General features: G+C 70.8%; 18 protein-coding genes. 9 read left to right on the forward strand and 9 right to left on the reverse strand.

The features are described 5' to 3' along the window. Window positions 1–78 precede the first annotated feature (78 nt). The 3 genes from IG04_RS0102630 (at window position 79) to IG04_RS0102640 (ending at window position 5043) form a co-directional block, all read left to right on the forward strand. Entirely contained in the window at window positions 79–2319 is a 2241-nt protein-coding gene (locus IG04_RS0102630; protein ID WP_030474880.1) for a rhamnogalacturonan lyase family protein, read from the forward strand. 163 nt (window positions 2320–2482) lie between these two features. Further along, entirely contained in the window at window positions 2483–3250 is a 768-nt protein-coding gene (locus IG04_RS0102635; protein ID WP_030474881.1) for a molybdopterin dinucleotide binding domain-containing protein, read from the forward strand. 203 nt (window positions 3251–3453) lie between these two features. Beyond that, entirely contained in the window at window positions 3454–5043 is a 1590-nt protein-coding gene (locus IG04_RS0102640) for an MFS transporter (RefSeq protein WP_030474882.1), read from the forward strand. Between the two features lie 73 nt (window positions 5044–5116). On the opposite strand, the gene IG04_RS0102645 is transcribed toward IG04_RS0102640, so the two are convergent. From IG04_RS0102645 to IG04_RS0102685, 9 genes are read right to left on the reverse strand one after another with little or no spacing between them, the layout of a single operon-like run. Next, window positions 5117–6568, reverse strand: coding sequence for a class I adenylate-forming enzyme family protein (locus IG04_RS0102645; RefSeq protein ID WP_030474883.1), 1452 nt, complete (start codon window positions 6566–6568; stop codon window positions 5117–5119). After that, a complete protein-coding gene (locus IG04_RS0102650; RefSeq protein ID WP_030474884.1) occupies window positions 6565–7932 on the reverse strand; it encodes a CoA transferase in 1368 nt (455 codons plus the stop codon). Before IG04_RS0102650 ends, IG04_RS0102645 begins: the two co-directional genes overlap by 4 nt. Further along, window positions 7929–8711: a class I SAM-dependent methyltransferase gene (locus tag IG04_RS0102655; protein WP_030474885.1), complete on the reverse strand. Its 783-nt coding sequence runs from the start codon at window positions 8709–8711 to the stop codon at window positions 7929–7931. The genes IG04_RS0102650 and IG04_RS0102655 overlap by 4 nt, the downstream gene beginning before the upstream one ends. After that, window positions 8702–10177, reverse strand: coding sequence for a class I adenylate-forming enzyme family protein (locus IG04_RS0102660; RefSeq protein ID WP_030474886.1), 1476 nt, complete (start codon window positions 10175–10177; stop codon window positions 8702–8704). Before IG04_RS0102660 ends, IG04_RS0102655 begins: the two co-directional genes overlap by 10 nt. An 11-nt stretch (window positions 10178–10188) precedes the next feature. Continuing rightward, window positions 10189–11454: a protoporphyrinogen/coproporphyrinogen oxidase gene (locus tag IG04_RS0102665; RefSeq protein ID WP_030474887.1), complete on the reverse strand. Its 1266-nt coding sequence runs from the start codon at window positions 11452–11454 to the stop codon at window positions 10189–10191. Next, window positions 11451–12383, reverse strand: coding sequence for a UbiA family prenyltransferase (locus IG04_RS0102670; protein WP_030474888.1), 933 nt, complete (start codon window positions 12381–12383; stop codon window positions 11451–11453). Before IG04_RS0102670 ends, IG04_RS0102665 begins: the two co-directional genes overlap by 4 nt. Then, the gene (locus IG04_RS0102675; protein WP_030474889.1) at window positions 12380–13024 is read right to left on the reverse strand and encodes a class I SAM-dependent methyltransferase; all 645 of its coding nucleotides are present in this window, start codon (window positions 13022–13024) and stop codon (window positions 12380–12382) included. The genes IG04_RS0102670 and IG04_RS0102675 overlap by 4 nt, the downstream gene beginning before the upstream one ends. Next, complete coding sequence (locus IG04_RS0102680; protein ID WP_030474890.1) at window positions 13024–14142, reverse strand: DegT/DnrJ/EryC1/StrS family aminotransferase; 1119 nt, start codon at window positions 14140–14142, stop codon at window positions 13024–13026. Before IG04_RS0102680 ends, IG04_RS0102675 begins: the two co-directional genes overlap by 1 nt. Continuing rightward, window positions 14139–15284, reverse strand: a complete 1146-nt coding sequence (locus tag IG04_RS0102685; RefSeq protein WP_211257651.1) for a DegT/DnrJ/EryC1/StrS family aminotransferase — start codon at window positions 15282–15284, stop codon at window positions 14139–14141. Before IG04_RS0102685 ends, IG04_RS0102680 begins: the two co-directional genes overlap by 4 nt. Before the next feature lie 163 nt (window positions 15285–15447). Here IG04_RS0102685 and IG04_RS0102690 point away from each other — a divergent pair, with 163 nt between their 5' ends. From IG04_RS0102690 to IG04_RS0102715, 6 genes are read left to right on the forward strand one after another with little or no spacing between them, the layout of a single operon-like run. Further along, the gene (locus IG04_RS0102690) at window positions 15448–16482 is read left to right on the forward strand and encodes a Gfo/Idh/MocA family oxidoreductase (protein ID WP_030474892.1); all 1035 of its coding nucleotides are present in this window, start codon (window positions 15448–15450) and stop codon (window positions 16480–16482) included. Further along, a complete protein-coding gene (locus IG04_RS0102695; protein ID WP_084400771.1) occupies window positions 16472–17359 on the forward strand; it encodes a sugar phosphate isomerase/epimerase family protein in 888 nt (295 codons plus the stop codon). Before IG04_RS0102690 ends, IG04_RS0102695 begins: the two co-directional genes overlap by 11 nt. Then, complete coding sequence (locus tag IG04_RS0102700) at window positions 17356–18576, forward strand: M20/M25/M40 family metallo-hydrolase (protein WP_030474894.1); 1221 nt, start codon at window positions 17356–17358, stop codon at window positions 18574–18576. Before IG04_RS0102695 ends, IG04_RS0102700 begins: the two co-directional genes overlap by 4 nt. Beyond that, on the forward strand, window positions 18573–19622 hold the full coding sequence (locus IG04_RS0102705) for an Ldh family oxidoreductase (protein WP_030474895.1): 1050 nt from the start codon (window positions 18573–18575) through the stop codon (window positions 19620–19622). The genes IG04_RS0102700 and IG04_RS0102705 overlap by 4 nt, the downstream gene beginning before the upstream one ends. Next, window positions 19619–20500, forward strand: a complete 882-nt coding sequence (locus tag IG04_RS0102710; protein WP_030474896.1) for a Gfo/Idh/MocA family protein — start codon at window positions 19619–19621, stop codon at window positions 20498–20500. The genes IG04_RS0102705 and IG04_RS0102710 overlap by 4 nt, the downstream gene beginning before the upstream one ends. Beyond that, window positions 20493–20894, forward strand: coding sequence for a DUF6917 domain-containing protein (locus tag IG04_RS0102715; RefSeq protein ID WP_030474897.1), 402 nt, complete (start codon window positions 20493–20495; stop codon window positions 20892–20894). The genes IG04_RS0102710 and IG04_RS0102715 overlap by 8 nt, the downstream gene beginning before the upstream one ends. Window positions 20895–20930: the final 36 nt, after the last annotated feature.

Below are 20930 nucleotides of genomic sequence, written 5' to 3' on the forward strand. Positions count from 1 at the left end.
TTATGCGGTCGATCTCCTCCAGACCGCTGTGCCGTCGCGGCATTCGACATCGTTCGACTCACCTCTCGGAGGTCGACCATGTTCTCGCACAGACGACGTACCACACGGCTGGCCACCGGCATCGTGGCCTTGGCCTTGGCCGGCAACGGTCTTGTCATCTCGGTGGCTTCGGCTGCGGCGACCCGTCATGAAGCGGAAAGCGCACCGGCCACCTGCGACGGTGCCGTCGAGTCCAACCACGCGGGCCACTCCGGCAGCGGGTTCTGCAACGGCGGCAACGCGATCGGCGCGGCGGCGCAGTTCACCGCGACCGCATCCGCAGCCGGCACAGCGACCGTCGCCGTCCGGTACGCCAACGGCACAGCCGCCGACCGTCCCGCCGACCTGCTGATCAACGGCGCGGTCGCCCACACGGGCGTCACGTTCGCGCCGACGGGTGCCTGGACCGCGTGGGGCACGAAGACGCTCACCGTGCCGGTGAACGCCGGCACGAACACACTTCGGCTGAGCCCCACCACCGCCGACGGCCTGGCGAACATCGACTACCTCGAATTCGAGGTCGGCGGCACGCCGCCGGCCGAGGGAAGGCAGGTGGAAGACCTCGACCGGGGCCTGGTCAGCGTGCGTTCCGGATCCGGCAACCTGGTGTCGTGGCGGCTGTTCGGGACCGAGCCGGCCTCGACCGGGTTCAACGTCTACCGCGGCACCACGAAACTGAACGCTTCGCCGATCACCAACTCCACGAACTTCCTGGATTCGGGGGCGTCCGCGGACGCCGGGTACACGGTCCGCGCGGTCAGGGACGGGGTGGAGCAGGAGCCGTCCAAGCCGTCTCTGCGCTTCACCGAAGGCAACCACCTGGACGTGCCGATCTCCCGGCCGGGAAGCAACTACACGGCCGGTGACGCGAGTGTCGGCGACGCGGACGGCGACGGCCAGTACGAGATCTTCCTCAAGTGGGATCCCAGCGACCAGAAGGACAACTCGCAGTCCGGTCGGACCAGCAACGTCTACATCGACGCGTACAGGCTCAACGGACAGCGGCTGTGGCGGATCGATCTCGGCCGCAACATCCGCGCCGGTGCGCACTACACTCAGTTCCAGGTGTACGACTACGACGGCGACGGCCGGGCCGAACTGGCGGTCAAGACCGGTGACGGCACGGTTTCGGGCACCGGACAGGTGATCGGCAACGCCGGGGCGGACCACCGCAACTCCTCCGGCTACATCATCACCGGGCCCGAGTACCTGACCGTGTTCAACGGTCTCACCGGTGCCGTCATGTCCACCGCGAACTTCGACCCGGCCCGCGGCAACATCTGCGACTGGGGTGACTGCAACGGCAACCGCGGTGACCGGTTCCTCGCGGGCACCGCCTACCTCGACGGGCAACGGCCCAGCATCATCATGGGCCGCGGCTACTACGAGAAGAGCACGATCGCGGCCTGGGACTTCCGCGACGGCCGGCTCACCCGGCGCTGGAAGTTCGACTCCGGCACCGCGGGCCGGCAGTGGACCGGGCGGGGCACCCATTCCCTGTCCATCGCGGACGTCGACGGCAACGGCACCGACGAGATCATCTACGGCGGCATGACCATCAACGCCGACGGCACAGGCCGCTACACCACGAACTTCTACGCCCACGGCGACGCGCTGCACGTGAGCGACTTCGTGCCGGGCCGCCCAGGTCAGGAAATCTGGCAGATCCACGAGCAGAGCTCCGGTGCCGCCGCCACCCTGCGGGACGCCCGCACCGGTGCCGTCATCATGCAGAAGAACAACACCTGCAACTGCGAGGGCCCGGCTCGCGGCGTGGCCGGAGACGTGTACGCCGGCAACCCCGGCGCCGAGTTCTGGGGCAAGGGAACCGGTCTGACGAGCGCGTTCAACTCCTCCGGCGGCAGCGTCGGACGAGCACCCGCCAGCGCGAACTTCCTCGCCTGGTGGGACGCCGACCCGGTGCGCGAGCTGCTCGACGGCAACCACGTGGACAAGTACGGCACCAATGGCGACACCCGGCTGCTCACCGGTTCCGGCGCACACTCCATCAACGGCACCAAATCCACCCCGTCGCTGTCGGGTGACCTGTTCGGCGACTGGCGCGAGGAAGTCATCCTGCCTCGCGACGACAACGCCGCACTGCGCATCTATGCCACCGCGACGCAGACCGACCGGCGGATCCACACCCTGCTGCACGACCCCCAGTACCGCGTCGCCATCGCGTGGCAGAACACCGCCTACAACCAACCACCACACCCGAGTTTCTTCCTCGGCAACGGCATGAGCACCCCGCCACAACCGAACATCCACGTCCGCTGAACCCGGCGGTCAGGCGAGTCGGCGGCACCGACCCGGCTCGTCTGACCGCGGCCACGCCGTTCGCCGTCGGCGTGCGTCAGTACAGCTGGACGCGCGGCAGCCGCCGAATCACCACCTACTTCGCATCGCCGCCGGACGCGGGTCGGCGCCGCCCCCGGAGGCGGTGGACGAGGCGGTCATCGAGCGGGCGCTGCGAGCCGCTGCCGCCGTGCCGGGTTCGCCGCTGGCCGGGTGGGAGACCGGTGACCTGGCGGCGCGGCTGACGGGAGCCGATTCGGTCGAGCGCCGGATCGACCTGATGCTGAGGCTGGGCCCGGCGGGTGATCTGCTCGGTCTGCGGCCAGGGCTGAACCTGGCCCTGCTGAAGGAGAACCCGCACGGCATCGACCTCGGCCCGCTGGAACCGGCGCTTCCCGGAGTGTTGCTGACCCCGAACCGGAAGGTCCGGCTCGCTCCCGAGGAGCTCGTGGCCGACGCCGACCGGCTGGAGCGGCACCTGGACGCTCCGCGACCGGGTTTCCAGCTGATCTCGCGACGGCAACTGCGCTCGCTCAACAGCTGGTCGCACAACGTCGGGTCGCTGGCCGGCGGATCGACGGTGTGCCGACTGCGCCTCCATCCCGCGGACGCCGCCACGCTGGGGGTGTCCGACGGACAGGCGATCGCCGTGCGCGGCCGGCACCGGGAGGTGGTCGCGGTCGCGGAGATCACCGACGCCATCGCGCCGGGCGTGGTGAGCCTGCCCTACGGCTGGGGCCACGACCGGCCGGGCACCCGGTTGCGCACGGCCGCCGGGGAGCCGGGCGTCAGCATCAACAGCATCAACGCGCTGACCGACGAACAGGAGGTGGATCCGCTCTCCGGCACCGCGGTGTTCAACGGGGTGCCGGTCGAACTGCGGCCCGTCCCCCGGAGGCACGGGACCCCGTGAGCCACAACCCAGCCGGGGCCATAAAACAATCCTGAACGCAAATTCTTCCAGAGGGCACACAATTGTGCCGACCGCAAATACATCCCTGGGCATATCGCCAGTTCCACCGCAATAGCGTCGGCAAGAATCACTGAACTTGACAATGTCTCGCGCGCTTGTTTATCGTCGGTCAGGTTTTCGTCAATCGACATCCGAAGGTGTCCATGACCGCGCCCACAACGCTGCCGAAGTCGCGGCAGCAGTTGATTCTTGCCGTTCTCATGGTGTGTTCACTGCTGATTTGGCTGGACAACACCGTCCTCAGCATCACCCTGGAGACCCTTGCCGATCCTGTCCGCGGACTGGGCGCCAGCCCGGCAGAGCTGCAATGGGCCACCGGCGCATACACCCTGGTCTTCGCAACCTTGATGTTCACCGCCGGCGCGCTCGGCGACAGTTTCGGCCACCGGAACGTGCTCGCGGTCGGACTGGTGATCTTCGCCGCGACCTCGATCTGGGCGGCGTACGCCGGCGACGCGGGACAGCTGATCGCAGCCCGCGCCGCGATGGGCATCGGCGCCGCTTTCATCATGCCCGCCAACTTCGCCATCCTTTTGTGGACATTCACCGGTCCGGGGCGAGCGACGGCGATCGCCATTTCCTCGACGGCGACCGGCGTCGGAATGGCTGCGGGCCCGGTCCTCGCCGGGGTCCTGCTCAGCCATTTCTGGTGGGGTTCGGTCTTCCTGATCAACGTTCCCGTTGTCGTGGTGGCGCTGGCCGGAATCATCCTGCTGGTCCCCAATTTCCGCAGCCCCACCGTGCGACCGCTGGACCCGGCCGGGATCCTGCTGTCGATCAGCGGGCTCGCGACGCTGACCTACGGCCTGATCCGCGCGGGACAGGTGGACACCTGGAGCCGGTGGGACGTCTGGGCGCCGATCGCGGCCGGGCTCGCCCTGCTCACCGTGTTCGTGCTCGTCGAACTGCGGACCAGGGAACCGAGTTTCGACCCCCGGCTGCTGGCGCAGCGGATGTTCGGCGGCGGCAACCTGTCCATGTCACTGCTGCTCTTCTCGGTGGCTGCCGTCACCTTCTACAACGCGTTCTACCTGCAGGGCGCACTCGGCTTCTCGCCGCTGAAGGCAGGCTTGGCCAACGTGCCGGCCGCGATCGGCGCTGTCGTGGGTGCGCCGCTGGGCGCACGCATGGTCCGCCTGTGGTCCTTGCGTGCGGTCGCCATACCTTCGATCACGGTGGCGGCGTTCTCCTTGGGCGCGGTCGGCTTCTTCGACCTGGACACCTCGCTCACCTGGATCGCGGTCGTGTTGCTGACCCAGGGCCTCGCCGTCGGCATGGTGCTGGCGCCGGTGACCGGAGCGCTGATCAGCAGCCTGCCGCTGGAACGCTCCGGCGCCGGTTCGGCCGTCACCAACACGGCGCGCCAGGTCGGCAGCGTGATGGGGATCGCGGTGGGCGGCACGATCATGTCGATCGCCTACCGGAACGCGATCGAACCCTCGCTCGGCGACGTCCCGCCCGCACTGCAGGACAGCGTCCGCGTGTCCGCGGAGCAGGCCAGGCACGTCGCCGGCACTCTCGACGATCCTGCTCTCGTGGCGGCGGCGGACCGCGCGTTCATCCACGCCATGCACGTCGGCGCGGTCTGGATCATGGTCATCGCCCTCGTCGCGACAGCCGTACTGGTGTTGGCCTTACGTCCCACCGCAGGACGCACGGGGCCGGCGCGGCAGGCCGAGGATGATCCGGACAGCAGCCGCTTCGCGGCGGAGGGCGCCTCACACGCCGGATGACCGCGGTCTGGGCTGGGCGCGGTGGGATGCCCCGCCGCGCCCAGCCCGGCATGGCCCGGTCCGTGCGAGGCAGTTATGCGGTTGCTCCGCATCGATCGGCGGCGACCCGCGCCAAAGTGCGGTGGCAGACCTTGCCGGTGCGGCCGACCGGCAGGTCGGGCACGGTGAGCAGGAACTCGGGCAGTTTGGGCTTCGCCAGTCCCCGTGCGGACAGGAACGCGGTGAGGCCGGGCAGGTCGAGGTGCTGTCCATTGCGGATGGTCACGATCGCGCAGAGCCGTTCGCCCATCTCGGTGTCCGGCACCGGCACGCAGGCGACCTCGCCGACCGACGGATGCCCGCCGATCGCCAGCTCCACCTCGGCGGGACTGATCGTGTAGCCGCCTCGGATCACCACGCGTTTCGCCCTGCCGGTGACGTGCAGCCGGCCCGCGCCGTCGAAGTGGCCGCGGTCGCCCGTGCGCACCCAGCCTGCGTCGAGCCGGTGGCGGGCGTCCAACTCGGGCGCACCGACGTAGCACAGCGGCGTCATCGGGCCCCTCGCGCAGATCTCGCCGTCGACGATCCGGATGTCGCACACCGCGGGGTCCGGGACGCCCACGCCGTTCTCCGGTGTCGTCGTGTGGCAGTTCACGCCGTCCGACGAGCCGTAGACGGTGATCACGTCGACGCCGAACCGTGCGCGGCACGCGGCCAGTGTCGCGGTCGGCAGCACATCGCCGCTCGACACCAGCGCGACGAGGCTGGAGACGTCGAAGTCCGCGGGATCGTCCGCCAGCCGGCGCCACATCGTCGGCACCGCGAACACGTGCGTCGGGCGGTGCTCGGCGATCAGCCGCATAGCGGTGTCCGGCGCGAACCGCCGGGTGAGGATCAACGTGCCCCCCAGGCAGCACAGCGTGACCGGCACGCCGAACGAGCCGAACGACGAGGTGAGCGAGACGAGCACCAGGTCGCGGGGCACCGCCACGGAACCGTGCACTGCCCGCAGATAGTTGGCCCGCCCGCCGGCGAACGCGTTGTGCGAGTAGGCGACCATCTTCGGCTCGGCCTCCGAGCCGGACGACAGCAGGATCTTCGCCGGCGCCTCCGGATGGGGTCGTCCGTGGCTGCGTATGCCCGGTTTCCCACTCACGACCCCACCGGCGATCAGCGCGCTCGCGCCGGCACGGGACAGCAACGTGCCGGCGCCCGCGGGCACCGGCAGCACCACCGCTCCGACCGCGAGCACCGCCAGTTCGGCGACGACGGCGGCACGTCCGTCGGGTTCGTGCACGCCGATGATGTCGGTGGTGCCATACGGCAGCCTTGCGGCGAGCTCCTGAACGAACTGATCAAGCTCGGAGTAGGAGAGCTCGCCCTCGTCGTCGATCAGCGCTGTGCGGTCCGGATGTTCCCGGACCCGGTCGCGGAACAGAGAGTGCAGGTCGCGGTCCGGGCAGTACCCCTGGGCAGCCCAGTCGCGGCGCAGCTGGGCGGGAACCAGGTCGCGCAGGACCGTCCCGGTGGCGGACACCCACGTCATGACGTGAACTCCCACGGCGAGGAGACCAGGACGCACTCGTCCCGGACAAGGGCACGGGCGAAGCGGGGGTCCGCGGCGAGTGCGGCCAGGTCGTCGCACACCGGCACGGTCAACGGCTCGGCGCATCGGCGCCGCGGCCAGGCGTTCATCCTGCCGGCCGCGGACAACAGCGACGAGTCGACCCGAGTGGCGCCACGGGTCAGCGCGGCCACGACGCCGTGCGCGCTCACGACTCCCCCGAACACGTCGACGATCGTCATCAGCGAGGGCGGAACTCCGCTGTGGGCCTGCACGACGAAGTCCGTTCCCAGCGGCGGGTTCGGGCCCAGCTCGGTACCCCAGCCCGACGCGTGCGCGTACACGATCCCCGGCCGCACCCGCGCGAGATCGGTGTGGCGCAACGACCACTGCTCCGCCTTGCCCGGAGCCCAGTTGTGCAGGAACACGTCCGCGCTCGCCGCGAGATCGAGCGCCTCCTGCCTCCCGCCGGGGGCGCCCAAGTCGATCTCGACCACGTCCTTGCCCCAGTTGAGCGCGCGGAACCGGGCCGAAGTGTCACCGGCCATCGGCGGCACCCAGCGCAACGGGTCACCGTCTGGCGGCTCGATCCGCAGCACGGTCGCGCCGAGCAACCGCAACAGGTGCCCGGCCAGCGGCCCCTGCACCCGGCGGCACGACTCGAGCACCACCAGCCCGGACAACGGCAGCAGCTCGGCCGGTCGCCCACGCCGGTGATCGCCACTCGCGCCGCTCAGCACGAAGGCGGGCACGTGACTGACCGGCTGGTCCGACACCCGCACCAGCGTCATGCCGGTGCGACGGGCGACGTCGGTGAGCCACACCATCGGGTACGCCGCGAGTACCTCGGCCAGCCGGGGCAGCGGACAGGTCGCGGTCGCGAACCGGTGCAGGAACGGCCGCCACCCTTGCGACACCGACTGGTCGTCCGCGCCGAGCGCGGCCCAGAACCGTTGCCACACCGATGGATCGAGCGCCTCGATCTCGAACGCAACTCCCTCGGCGGAGTAAAACGGTGGCCCGCCAGGAGAATGCGGTTCGGCCGGGTCGTCCGCCGTCGCCGCCGCGAGGTACTGCGCGACGGCGAGCAGAGCTGCCTGCGCCAGCGAGGTGGACACCGCGTGCAACGGGATTCCCCGCGCCTGGGCGAACGTCAGCGCGCAGGCGCCCAGTTCCGCCAGTTCCGCCGCGACGATCGAGGCGTAGTCGAGACCGAGCGGCGTCGGCCTGCCGAACCGGCGGCCGTGCACGTGCATGATCCCGCACGCGGCCTGCACGTCCTGTTCTCCCGCCAGCGGCAGGTCGACCGGCCCGGCCACGGACACCGCGTCGAGCGAGAGCGTCACGCGGGCCGCCTTCCGTGCACCGAGTAGACGACGCAGGACGACGCGCGGAACCGCGGATCCGCCATCACCGCGCGCACCCCGGCGAGCTGCTCGTCGGTCATGCCCGCCGCGATCAGCTTGTCCCGCAGGTGATGCGTGTGGTGCACCAGCAGCCGCACCCCTGGCGATCCCGCGTGCCAAGGGAACAGCGCGGGCATCGGATCGACGTCGACGAGCCCTGCCTCCGCCATCGACGCGGCCGCACGCCTGCCCCACGTGCCGTCACCGCCGGCGGCGCGGAACGTCCGTTCCTTGGCTGCGAGGAACGTCTCGTAGAGCTGGGCCGCGCGTTCGTCCGGCGCGAGCAGCACCGGACCGTAGGAGATGTCGAACTCGTCGATCTGCATCCATCCGCCCGGCTTCAACGCGCGCACCAGCTTGCGCAGCACGGCCTCGCGTTCCGGGATGTGCTGCAACACCAGCCGCGCGTGGATGAGGTCGAACTCGTTGTCCGGCAACGGGTCGTGCACCACGTCGTGCTGAAGGACCGTGAGCCCGCGCACCGGTGTGACGTGTTCGGGCTTGATGTCGGTGGCGAGCACCGAGCCGGCGCGAGCCGCGAGCCAGTGTGCGACGGTGCTGCCACCCGCGCCGACCTCCAGGCAGCGCCAGCCCGGACCGACACCGGTCTCGGCCAGCCGTGCCAGGGTGATCGGGTCGTAGGCCTCGCTGAGGCACCGATGCTGTTCGGTCGCGTGCACGCTGTGGTTGTCGAAGACATAGGTCGTGGTCACGTCCACCTCCCTGAGCCGTTCGTGTCGGCGGCGCCCACCAGCCGCGCCAGCAGTTCGAGTCGTCGTACTTTGCCGGTGCCGGTCCGCGGTACCTCGTCCCAGCGCAGCACCACGGGCTCGGCCATCGGCGGCAGGCCGGCGACCGCGCGCCGCCAGGCGGCCGGGTCCAGCCCGGTGTCGGTCACCACCACGGGAATCGGATGCGCTCCGGGCGCGGCGAGCAGGACGCACTCCTCCACGTCGGGCAGCCGGTCCTCGACGGCGTCCTCCACGGCGAGGCAGCTGAGTCCCGCCACCGTGTCCACCTCACGGTCCAGCAGCGTCACCACGCCGGTGCGGCTCACGATGCCGAGGTCGCCGGTGTTCCACCACGGCCCGTCCGCCTTGGCGTCCCAGCGGTCCTGCTCGCCGACGTAGCCTGCGCACCGGGCGCGGGTGCGGGTGAGCACGAGTCCCGCGGTGCCACGCGGCACCGGCTCCAGCGTCTGCGGGTCGACCACGCGCAGCCTCGCCATTCCCGGCATCGGCCTGCCGAGGTCGCGGGTCGTGTGCGCGGTGCGCCGGGTGAGGAACCGGAACGACAGCGGCCCGGTCTCGGTCTGGCCCCAGCCCTGCATCCACAGTGGACGACGGTGGCGCGACGCGTGCAGCATCGTTCTGATCACCGGCGGATGCATCGCGTCGTAGGTGCTGACGAACCGGCGGACCGCGTGGAACGGGTTGCCAGGCCCGGCGGCGAGCGTCCGCCAGCGCACGTAGGCCGACGGCAGCGCCTCCAGCACGGTCGGCGGGTGCGCGCCGAACACCCGTGCCGCCGAGGACGCATCGCTCAGCAGCACGATCTCCCGCGGTGCGAGGCACAGCGCCGACGCGGTCCAGCAGAACGTGCGGCCGTGCGCGTACGAGCTGGCGTTGCCCATCACGTCGTCGCGCCGGGTGCCGATGAGCGGCCAGCGCACCGACTCCGGTCGCGCGAGCCGGTCGATGATCGTCCGGGTGGTGTGCACGACGAGCTTGGGCACGCCGGTGGTGCCGGACGTGTGGTTGATGATCAACGGAGCGTCGTCGTGCCTGCGGCGGGGCGCGGGTGGCCGGGCCGCGGCGAACTCGTCGATCCGCAGCACCCTGGGGGCGCTCATGGTCCTGTCGGTGACGACCAGCGCCGGATCGAGGCGCTTCAGCAGGGTTTCCAGCGTGTCGTCCGGAAGATGGCCGGACAGCAACGCGGGCACCGCGCCGAGCCGCACCGCCGCGCACGCCAGCAGGTCGTAGTCCCAGTGGTTGCGCTTGACGACGGCGACCCGGTCACCGGGCCGCACCCCCGCCTCGGACAGCCAGCCCGCGGCGTCGAGCACCAGCTCGGCGAGCTGCGCGACGGTGTACGTGTCACCCCTGCCGGGTGCGATGTCGAACGGCCGGTCCAGGCGCACGATCGTCGCCGCGCCGGAGCACTGTTCGAACAAGGTGCCCATGTCGTGTGGCTTCACACCCGCTCCTTCCTCCTGGCCAGTCGTTGCGCCGCGCGCAGGCCGGACCGCACCGCCGCCTCGCTGCACGGGCTCAGGTACACCCAGTCACCGGCATAGTCGACGACCCCGCCCAGCCCCGCCTCGAACTCCGGCCGCAACGCGAGCGCCCGCGGCGTCGCCTCGGGCAGCGCGTGCCGGAACCGCCGCACGATCGCCCTGACGGTCGCCGTGCGGAGTCCGGGCACCAAGCGCTCGGCGGCGTCGGTGAGTCGCGCCGTCACGTCCGCGTCGGGCGCGCTCATCAGGTCCTCGGCGACGGACGGATGAGCCATGACCGTGACCAGACCCCGGTTCTCCGGCGCGCGGCCCGAGTGCTTGAGGTGGTCGAAGATGATGGTGGAGACCGTGCCGTTCTCGGCGGTCGGGACGACCACCGCGTAGTCACGGCGGCCCAGCGGACGGTCGAGCAGCAGCTGCGCCTTCACCACCGATGAGAACGAACACGCGTCGATGAACTCCGATCCGTGCTCCGGGTGCACCAGGCGAGCCACCGGGGCGGGCACGGCCAGTACGACCGAGCGGGCGCTGATCTCCCTGCCTGCCACGAAGATCCGGGCCGAGCAACCGTCGTCGACCACTCGATCGACCGGTGCCGAGGTGGTGACGTCGACCTGCGCGGCGAGCGCGCGGGCGAGTGTGTCCATGCCGTCGCGGTAGGTCCGCCAGGTCGATGCCGGACCTATCGAGGTGAGCAACGCGAGGAACGGTGCGATGGCGGAACGTCCGGGGTCCCAGCCGAAGAATCCCGACACGACCGGCTGGCACAGGTAGTCCAGCAGGTCACCCCGGCACGCCTGCGCGACCGTGGCGTGCGACGAGTCCTCCGGGCGTTCCAGGTCGAACCGCCCGCGCAGCAACCGCAGCAGCTCCAGCCTGGCTCGCACGGGCAGGCCCGCACCGCTGAGCAGGCCGCGTGCGCTCGCGACTCCTGGCCGCGCCCGGTCGCGCCACATCGCGATGCCCCGCCCGATCCTGGGCACCGCGCCGCGGTCGATGCCGAGCTCTCCCAGCAGTTTCCACGTCTCCGGGTAGCCTGCCTCCGGGATCTGTTCGGCGCCGGTGTCGATGAGGAAACCGTCCTCGCGCACCGTCGTCATCCGGCCGCCCACGACACCGGCCGCCTCGAAGACCCGCACCTCCCTGCCCGCGGCCCGCAGCCGGAACGCGGTGGTCAGCCCGGCGACACCCGCGCCGATGACGGCGACGTCGAGGTCGGTCACGTGAAGACCACCAGGTTCACGACGACCAGCGCCAGCACGGTGATCCGGTGGATGCGGATGCCGAGCATCCTGGCCCGCAGGATGTCGTGCTGGGCGAACCCGATCCACACCTGCCTGAGCCGCAGCACGATCGTCGGCAGCAACGCGAGCGGGAACCACCACGGGCCGCCCAGCACGGGCACCGCGAGGATCAGCGCGAGCTCGGCCGCCGACACCGCGATGACGAAGAACATGTTGCCACGCGGTGAGGTCAGCGCCGCGACGGTGGGCCTGCCGACCGACCGGTCCCCCGCCACGTCGTTGGTGTTGGAGTACACGCCGAACAGCAGCGGCCCCAGCCCGAACAGCAGCGCCTGAGCCAGCACGAAGCCGTCGATCCGGCCGGTGGCGAGGCCGTACGGCGCGAGTACCAGCGCCCAGCCGAGTCCGGCGATGAAGAACTCCTGGAAACCGTGGTAGCTCAGCTTCACGCCCCACGAGTACTGCAACGAGAAGAAGTACGTGACCGCGATCAACGCCAGCGTCCACAGTGGAGTGTGTGGCGCGATCGCGATTGCGGCGAGCCAGAGCAGCGCGCCGGCCACGCCGGTCACCCAGGCGAACCGCAGCACCTGGTCCTCGGTCAGCGTGCCCGCCACCAGTGGCTTGCGATACCGCCGGCGGGCCCGGTCGTCGGGCGAGTAGTTGGTGACGTCGCTGCCGTCGCGGTAGCCGGTGAGGTCGTCGAGCGCCACCATCGCGGCGATCACGAACACCTCGCCCAGCAGGAACACCCCGGTGGTGGTGAGCACGCCCGCGTCGAACCGCAGCGCGGGGACGAGCAACGTCCACACCACGACCACGCCGAGGTAGTAGTCGAGGATGTCGAGCTTCGCGAGCCGGAAGTAGGCGGTGCCACGGGTTCGCGCGGTCACCGTGAACGCTGTCATCGCAAGTCCTCCAACGCGATCAGCGCGGCGAACGAGCGGTCGCCGCCGTAGGTCAGCTCGTGCCGTTCGACCAGCCGGGAACCCGGCAGCAGGGCGAGGTAGTCGTCGAGGTCGCGCAGCCGCGAGTAACGGCCGACCGGGATGTCCGCGTGCTCGTACTCCACCAGCACCAGGTGCCGCGCCGCGCCCGCGATCGCCCGGCACGCCCTGGCGATCTCGTCGTCGTCCAGCACGTGCATCAGCACCCACACGCAGACCGCGACGTCGAACCTCTTGTCCCGCCAGGGAAGCCGCTGGACCGCCGACTGCCGGAACTCGACGCCCGGCAGGTGGGCACAGGCCGCGCGGGCCAGGTCGAGCATGCGTGGCGTCATGTCGATCGCGGTGACGGCGTCGGCCTGCGCGGCGATGACCGGGGTGATCCGGCCCATGCCGCAGCCGATCTCCAGTGCGGACCCGATCGGGCCGAGCGAACGCAGATGGTGCGTGACGAGCTGACGGGTCCGGACGGTCGTGCCCTCGGCGAGCTCGGCCGGTTGCGAGGCACGCATGACCCGGGCCAGGCCTGGGCGTTCGGCCCGCCTGCGCCACTCGTCGGCGATCTCGTCCGGCGCGGGAACCTGCGTTGCCTGGACCTTCATCAGGACTCCTTGGCGAATCGGCACACCGCGTCCGCGATGTGCTCCACCTGCGCATCGGTCAGATGTGGGTAGATGGGGATGGCGAGGGTGCGCCGCGCGGCCAGCTCGGCGGCCGGCCAGGCACCACCGGGGGCGTACGGAGCGAACGCGGGTTGCCGCGGAAGTGCGGCGGGATAGTAGATGTGCGACCCGATGCCTTGGGCCGCAAGGTGATCACGCAACGCGTCCCGGCGTTCAGCGAGCAACGAGTAGACGTAGTAGCACCGGCCGTCGCTGGCCGGCGGCGGCGCGAGCACCCCGCAGCCGGCCAGCTCGCCGAAGCGTTCGGTGTAGTACTCGCCGATGCACGCCCGGCGTTCGAGCCGTTGAGGGAGCGTGGCGAACCGGTGCAGCTGGAACGCCGCCATGATCTCGTCGAAGCGGCTGTTGTAACCGATGCGGTGGTGCACGAACCGCGTCCTGCCGTCCTGGCCGTGGTTGCGCAACATCCGCACCGCCGTGCCGATCTCGGGGTCGGCGGTGACGACCATGCCGCCCTCACCGGGCATGCCGAACGTCTTGACCTGCACGAAGGAATAGACGCCCGCGTCGCCCCACATGCCGGCGGGCGTGCCGCCGAGCATGCCGCCCTGAGCGACCGCGGAGTCTTCGAGCAGCCGGACGCCCGCGCTGTCGGCGATCGAGCGGATCGCGGGCATGTCGGCCATCACCGAGAACATGTGCGCGGGCATGATCACCTTGGTGCGCGGGGAGATCAGCCGGGCGATCTCGGCGGGGTCGGCGACCATCGTCCACGGGTCGACGTCGGCGAAGACCGGGACGGCGCCGAGCATCGCCGGGGCGGCGGCGAGCGGCGCGCAGCCGAACGCGGGCACGACCACCTCGTCGCCGGGACCCACGTCCATAGCGCGCAGCACCAGCGACAAGGCCGCGGTGCCACTGCCGCAGGCGATCGCGTCGGCGGCGCCCACCGAGTCGCGGATCATCTCCTCGAACCGGGTGGTGTGCGTGCCCAGGATGAACTTCTGCTCCGGCGCCAGACCGATGCTCTCGACGATGTCCAGCAACGTCTCCTGCTCGCCGTCGAAGAGGTCGGGCGGGAAGAACGGCAGGGTCATGGTCGTCCTCGGTAGAAGTCGCGAATTGAACCGCACACCTTTTCCACGTCCGCGGTGGACATGTCCGGATAGAGGGGAAGTGCGAGGGTGTGCCGGCACGCCGCCTCGGCATTCGGGAAATCACCGGAACGATGTCCCAGGTCGCGGAAACAAGGCTGCAGGTGTAGAGGCACCGGGTAATACACTTCGGTCTGCACGCCCTGCGCCGACAGGTGCGCGGCCAGGTCGTCGCGGGCCTCGGCTTCGATCACGTAAACGTAGAACACGCCACCTGGACGGGCCGCGGGCAGCTTGCGCACGCCGGGCAGCGCCGTGAGCAACTCCGTGTAGTGCGCGGCGAGCCGCGCACGGCGGGCGATGTCCGCGTCCAGCCGCGTGAGCTTCGCGAGCAGCACCGCGGCCTGGATGTCGTCCATCTTGCTGTTCATCCCGGGCAGCCCGGTCTCGGTCGAGATACCGGGGAAGTTGTCGATCGTGCGCCCGAACCGGCCGTGGTGGCGCAGCGCGTCGGCCGTGTCCGCGATGCGCGGATCATTGGTGAGCACCGCGCCGGCGTCGCCGATCGCGCCCAGCGTCTTCGTCGGGAAGAACGACAGCACGCCGCCCGCACCGAGCAGGCCGGCATGCGTGCCGCGGTGCCGCATCCCGATCGCCTCGGCGCTGTCCTCGACCACCGTGAGACCGAGCCGCCAGGCGACGTCGAGCACCCTGTCGATGTCCACGAGCTGCGAGAAGAGATGTACCGGCATGACGAACCGGGTGCGATCGCCGGCGACGGCGGCGACCGAGGCGGGATCGATGCCGTACCCGTCGGGCTCGATGTCGGCGAAGACCGGGCGGCCGCCCGCGAGCACGACCGAGGACGCGGACGCGATGAACGAGAAGGCGGGGACGACAACCTCGTCACCCGGCCGCAGACCGGCTGCCCTCAGCAGCAGTACCAGCGCGTCCGTGCCGCTGTTCACCCCGATGACAAACCGGGCGCCGGTGTAGGCGGCCAGCGCGGACTCCAGCTTCGCGACCTTGTGGCCGTGTGAGTATTTGCCATTCTCGATCACGTCGACAATGTGTCGCCGAGTCGTGGGCCACAGTTCTGCGAATGTGGCCGATTGTATGTGGAAAGGGATCGACAGCGTACCCACCTCCGGGGTGAATGACCGTTTCCGAGAGTAGGGCAGCTGATCGGGCCGGTGATCCGGTTCACTCTTCCTGGTCAAGAAGGAGTGGCGGGCATTGACACCTTCGGCACTGTTGCCGCTAGCGTCGAAATCGGCCTGAATTCCCGTTCGGAGATGGGGCTCAACCGTGCAGTCATTCGTGGTGGGACTCGGCCGTGCCGGAGCAGGTCTGCACCTGCCGGTGCTCGCGAAGGCGCGGGCGCGCGAGCCGGCGCTCCTCGGCGGTGAGGACGTCGTGGCGTGCGACCCGCGCCGCACGCCTCCCGACCGGCCCGGTCTCGTCACCACGGCGAGCATCGGCTCGGCGGCCGGCGGACTCGATCCCGCCGGCACCGTGGTGCACATCTGCACACCGCCGGTCGAGCGGCACGCGGTGATCACCGAACTGGCCGAGCTCGGCTTCCGCAACATGATCGTGGAGAAGCCGCTCGCGTCCGACGCCGACGACCTCGCGCGGATCATCCGGGTGCGGCGCAAGCACCGGCTGCACATCGAGGTCGTCGAGCCGTGGCTCACCAGCACGCTCACCAGGCGGCTGATCGAGCTGACCCGCTGCGGCCTGTTCGGCCCGCCGAAGTCGATCACCATCATGCAGAACAAGCCGCGGTTCCGCCGTTCGCTCGCGGCGCCGGGCCACCCGACGGCGTTCGACGTCGAGCTGCCGCACGGCGTCGCGCTCGCGTTGCGCCTGGCCGGTGCCGCACGGGTCACCCACGCGGCGGGAGCCGACCTGGAGGTCGACGGGCAGTTCAGCGCCCGGATGGGCGGCGCGGACATCGGTCTCCGGCACATCTCGGGCGTGCGCACCGAGATCAGCTCCGACCTCACCTGCCCGGTGCGGGAGCGGCGGATCACCATCGACTTCGCCAACGGCAGCGCGGTCGGGCACTTCGCGGTGAGCGATGACGACGACCACTCGCAGCTGACCGTGCGGGCGAACGGCCACCGGGAGCACCTGGTACTCCGCGACGACTCGCTGACCGAGTGGATGATCCAGGCCTACCGCAGGTTCCGGGCGGGCGGCGAGCAGACGCGCGGGTTCAACTTCGGCGCCGAGGTCGTGCAGCTGTTGTCGGTGGCCAAGAACATCTGCGCGGAACCGGTGGTGCCCGCGGCTCGCACGGAGGCCGGTTTCGTGGCGGTGGCGCACCATGCCGGCTGACCCAGGGCCTGTGTCGAAGTCCGTGTTCGCGACAGCCGGGCCCTCATCGAACGAGACTTCGACACAGGCCCTGGTGCTGGCGGGTATCGCCGACGAGGCGGCGCACGATCTCTCCACCCAGATCGAGGTGCTCACCGAGCTGGGCTGGCCCGCGATCGAGCTGCGCACGGTCGACCGGCTCGCCGTCGCCGACCTCACCGACGACCGGTTCGCCGCGGCGGCGACGGCGCTGGCGGACGCCGGGCTGCGGGTGATCTGCCTGGACTCGCGGATCGGCAACTGGGCCCGTCCGATCACCGCGGACTTCGAGCAGGATCTCGCCGAACTCGACGTGCTCGCCCGGCGGGCCCGGTCGATCGGCACCCGGTACCTCAGGATCATGTCGTATCCCAACGACGGCCTGAGCGATGACGACTGGCGCACCGCGGTGGTCACCCGGATCAGGGCGCTCGCCCGCAGGGCCGAAGCCGCCGGTGTGACGTTGCTCCACGAGAACTGCTCGGGCTGGGCGGGCACCGGCGCCGCGCGGATGCTCGAGCTGCTCGACGAGGTCGCGAGCCCGGCGCTGAAGCTGTTGTTCGACACCGGGAACGGCGTCGCGCACGGCTACGACGGCTTCGACCTGCTCGGTGACATCGCACACCTCGTCGAGCACGTGCACGTCAAGGACGCGGACGCGCACGGGTTCACGATCCCCGGCGAGGGCACCGCGCGGGTGGCGGACTGCGTGAAGCTGTTGCGGGCGAACGGCTACCGCGGCGCCTGGTCACTGGAACCGCACCTCGCCCTGCGGCCACACGAGCCGGGTGAGCTCGCCGCCGACGCGGTGACGTCGTTCCTCACGGCGGGCCGGGCGATGGCGGAACTCCTCCGGTGATCGGGCCGGACCGGGACCTGCTGCTCCGCCTGCTCGGCCTGCCGACCGCCGGTCCGCTGGAGACGACGGCCGAGGTCCACCTGTGGGAGGCGATGGACGTGTTCGCCTCGGCGGCGGCCGGCATCGGCTTTCGCGTCGTGCACCTCGCCGCGCCCGCGCCGTCGGTTCTTCGCCGTCCGGATGTGCCGTCGATGCTTCACGACGTGGGGCCGGAGTTCCTGGCGTGCCAGCCGAGTCTCGTGCTCCGGCTCGGGCCCGCCGAGCCCGCGGTGATGTTCAACGTGCACCTCGACACCGTGGCGCCGTTCGAACCGGAAGGCTTCGACGGCACCAGGTTCCACGGGCGTGGCGCGATCGACGCCAAGGGTCCCGCTGTGGCGATGCTGGCGGGGATCCGGGCGGCGGTCGCCGCCGACCCGGCGGTCGGCCACGAGGCCGGGGTGCTGATCCAGGCCGTGTCGGGCGAGGAGGGCGGTGCCATGGGCACGTTCGGCACCCGTCCGCTCGTCGAGGCCGGATTCCACGGCGGGCTCAACATCTTCTGCGAGCCGACCGGGCTGCGGCACCTGCCGCGCTGCACGGCGGCCATGACGGCGAGCGTGCGGGTCGACGGCGACGACGCGATCGACGACGAGCCGCACCGAGGCCACAACGCCACGGTGCTGCTCGGGTTTCTCGCCCAGCACCTCGCCGCCGGACTCGCGCCGCGCGGCCAGGTCTGCGTGGCGGGCCTGCACACCGGTCAGCTGCACAACCGGGTCTACGGCAGCGGCGAGCTGCTGTTCAACATGGCCTACGACTGCGCGGCGTCGGCGCGGACCATGAGCGCGGCGATGGAGACCGGTCTGCGGACCGGCCTCGCCGAGTTCTCCGAACGCTTCCGCGACGTGCCCTTCTTCCACCGCACCGCCGCCGACGCCGCGGCGATCACCAGTCTGCGGTGGGCGAAGCGCGGGTTGCCCGCGCTGCCCCCGCAGGACATCCCTTTGCTGGACGCGATCGTGCCGCGGTGGCCCGCCGGCGAACCGGCCTTCACCTGCGACGCGATCTGGCTCGCCGGCGTGCCGGGCGCCCGGACGGCGGTGCTCGGTCCGGGTTCGCTCGGCGCCAACAACGCTCACGCTCGTGGTGAGTTCGCCGACGTCGCCGAGCTCGACCGGTTCAGCGACATCGTGCGCGACATCGTCCTGCGGTTCACCAGGAATGGAGGAACGTGACGGTTCTGGTGCCCTATCGAACCCTGCTGTCCACAGTGGCCGATGTGTTCGCCGGCAGAGGGATGCCCGCCGACCGGGCGATGATCGCCGCCGAGGCGCTGTGCCACGGCGAGCTGACCGGCATGACGTCGCACGGCCTGGTCAACCTGACCCGGCTGTACCTCCCGCTGTTCGACGACGACCGCACGGATCCCCTGGCGGACACGGTGATCCAGACCGATCTCGGCGCGAGCGTGCTCGTTGACGCCCGGCGCGCGCTCGGGTTGTGGTCGGCCGGTCAAGCCATGGAACTGGCCTGTGCCAGGGCGTCCCGGCACGGCATCGCAATGGTGTCGGTGCGCGGCGCGACCCACATCGGTTGCGCGGGCCATCATGCCGCTCGGGCGGTGCCACACGGCATGATCGGCCTGATCGCGTCGAACTGCGGCGGCCAGCGCATCGCCAGGCCACCGGGTGGCGCCGCCCCGATGCTCGGCACGAACCCGCTCGCCCTGGCCTGTCCCGCGGGCGACGCGCACCCGTTCGTACTGGACATGAGCACCACCGTCGTGCCGACCGGCCGGGTGCGTGCCGCGGCTCGCGCGGGCGAGCCGATCCCACCGGGCTGGCTCGCCGCCGCCGACGGCACACCGGTGACCGACCCGGCGGCGTTCGATCGGGGCGACGCCCACCTGCTGTGGCTGGGCAGCGATCCCGAAACCGGGGCCTACAAGGGTTTCGGGCTGGGACTGCTGGTCGAGGTGCTCGCCGCGCTGGTGTCCGGCGCGGCGCTCGGCGCGTTGTCCGCCGACGGCGACCGGGACGACGACATCGGCATTTTGGCGGTCGCGATCGCGCCGGACCTGCTGCGCACCGGCTTCGCCGCTGACGCGGCGTCGCTCTTCACCGCGGTGCGCGGCTGGCCCGCACTCGACCCCGCCGCCCCGGTGTCGTACCCCGGCTGGCACGAGGGGGAACGGGCGGCGCGGTTGCGGGAGCACGGTGTGCCCCTGCCGCGCGCGTTGTTCGAGGAGCTGCGGTCGGTGACGACGGGGGTGCACGCATGATGCGGCTCGGCATCGTCGGACTCGGCGTGATCTCCCGTTTCTACCTGGCCGCGCTGGAGAGATCGCCGGACTTCACGCTCGCCGCGGTCTGCGATCGCGACCCCGCCGCGTTGGCGGGTCACGGGGTACCCGGCTACCGCGACCACCGCGAGCTGCTCGCCGCGGGCGGGCTGGACGCCGTCGTCGTCACCGCGCCGAACGACGTGCACGCCATCGTGTGCCGGGACGTGCTCGACGCCGGACTGCCGGTGTGCGTGGAGAAACCCCTGGCCACCACTCTGGCCGACGGCCGTGAGCTGGCAGACCTCGCCGCCAGGCGGCAGGTCGCGTTGTTCACCGCGTTCCACCGCCGCTACAACAGCAACGTGCTCGCGTTGCGCGACAAGATCGGCGACGCGGCGATCGAGTCGATGACGGTGCGGTACCTCGAACAGATCGAGGAACACGTCGGCCACGACCGCTGGTATCTCGACGCGGCGCGCTGCGGCGGTGGCTGCGTCGCGGACAACGGCCCGAACGCGCTCGACCTCGTCCGGCTCTTCCTCGGGCCGGTGGCACTGCGCGGCGTGCGGATCGACCGTGACGGCACCGGCGTCGACCGGCAGGCGGTGCTGGCGCTCGACCGGGCGACCGTCGAGCTCGACTGGTCGTTCCCCGGCGAGGTCAAGGACGTCGAGGTCCGGCTGGGCGACGGGTCGGTGCTCCACGCGGACATGCTGGCCGGCTACCGGGAGTTCAAGGAGTCGCTCCGGCACGAGTACGAAGGCGTGCTGCGTGAGTTCGCGGAGGCGGTGCGATCGGGTGCCGCGTGGTCCGACGGCGGCCTGGCCGCACTGTCCATTGTGGATGAGGCGTATCGGAGGGAGCCGTATGCGTGAGGACGGACCGAAACGGGAGATCACCGCCACGGTCGTGAAAGTGCTGGTGCACCAGCGCGACGATCGCGGGATGAGCCTGGAACCGTTCGCCAGCCGGTGCGTGCGCGAAGGTGAGGTGCACGAACTGGTCACCACCGACCACGACGACACCACGCCCGGCGCGCGGATCGACCGGGTCGGGTTCCTCGGGTTCGCCGAGATCGGGTGTGCGGGCGTGATCGACCGCGGTGACGAGGTGTGGATCGGCGGGGTGCGGGTGGGCACGGTGCTCGGGTTCGACGGGTGCCACTTCCCCAACCACTACAACATCCTCATCCAGGTGCCACAGCCGCGCACCGGGCCCGATCTGGGCCTGAAACCCGAGCTGGACGTGCGGTTCACTCAGTCGGACTGAGAACGGGCCCCAGGCGGATCGCCTGGGGCCCGTTTC

This window comes from Lentzea albidocapillata (genome assembly GCF_000719115.1).
Taxonomy (GTDB): Bacteria; Actinomycetota; Actinomycetes; order Mycobacteriales; family Pseudonocardiaceae; genus Lentzea; species Lentzea albidocapillata.

Coding starts and splice junctions, on each gene's coding strand:
- IG04_RS0102710 (WP_030474896.1), top strand. CDS start 19,619: ATGATGCGGCTCGGCATCGTCGGACTCGGCGTGATCTCCCGTTTCTAC.
- IG04_RS0102660 (WP_030474886.1), bottom strand. CDS start 10,177: ATGGGCACCTTGTTCGAACAGTGCTCCGGCGCGGCGACGATCGTGCGC.
- IG04_RS0102670 (WP_030474888.1), bottom strand. CDS start 12,383: ATGACAGCGTTCACGGTGACCGCGCGAACCCGTGGCACCGCCTACTTC.
- IG04_RS0102640 (WP_030474882.1), top strand. CDS start 3,454: ATGACCGCGCCCACAACGCTGCCGAAGTCGCGGCAGCAGTTGATTCTT.
- IG04_RS0102715 (WP_030474897.1), top strand. CDS start 20,493: ATGCGTGAGGACGGACCGAAACGGGAGATCACCGCCACGGTCGTGAAA.
- IG04_RS0102680 (WP_030474890.1), bottom strand. CDS start 14,142: ATGACCCTGCCGTTCTTCCCGCCCGACCTCTTCGACGGCGAGCAGGAG.
- IG04_RS0102675 (WP_030474889.1), bottom strand. CDS start 13,024: ATGAAGGTCCAGGCAACGCAGGTTCCCGCGCCGGACGAGATCGCCGAC.
- IG04_RS0102630 (WP_030474880.1), top strand. CDS start 79: ATGTTCTCGCACAGACGACGTACCACACGGCTGGCCACCGGCATCGTG.
- IG04_RS0102695 (WP_084400771.1), top strand. CDS start 16,472: ATGCCGGCTGACCCAGGGCCTGTGTCGAAGTCCGTGTTCGCGACAGCC.
- IG04_RS0102645 (WP_030474883.1), bottom strand. CDS start 6,568: ATGACGTGGGTGTCCGCCACCGGGACGGTCCTGCGCGACCTGGTTCCC.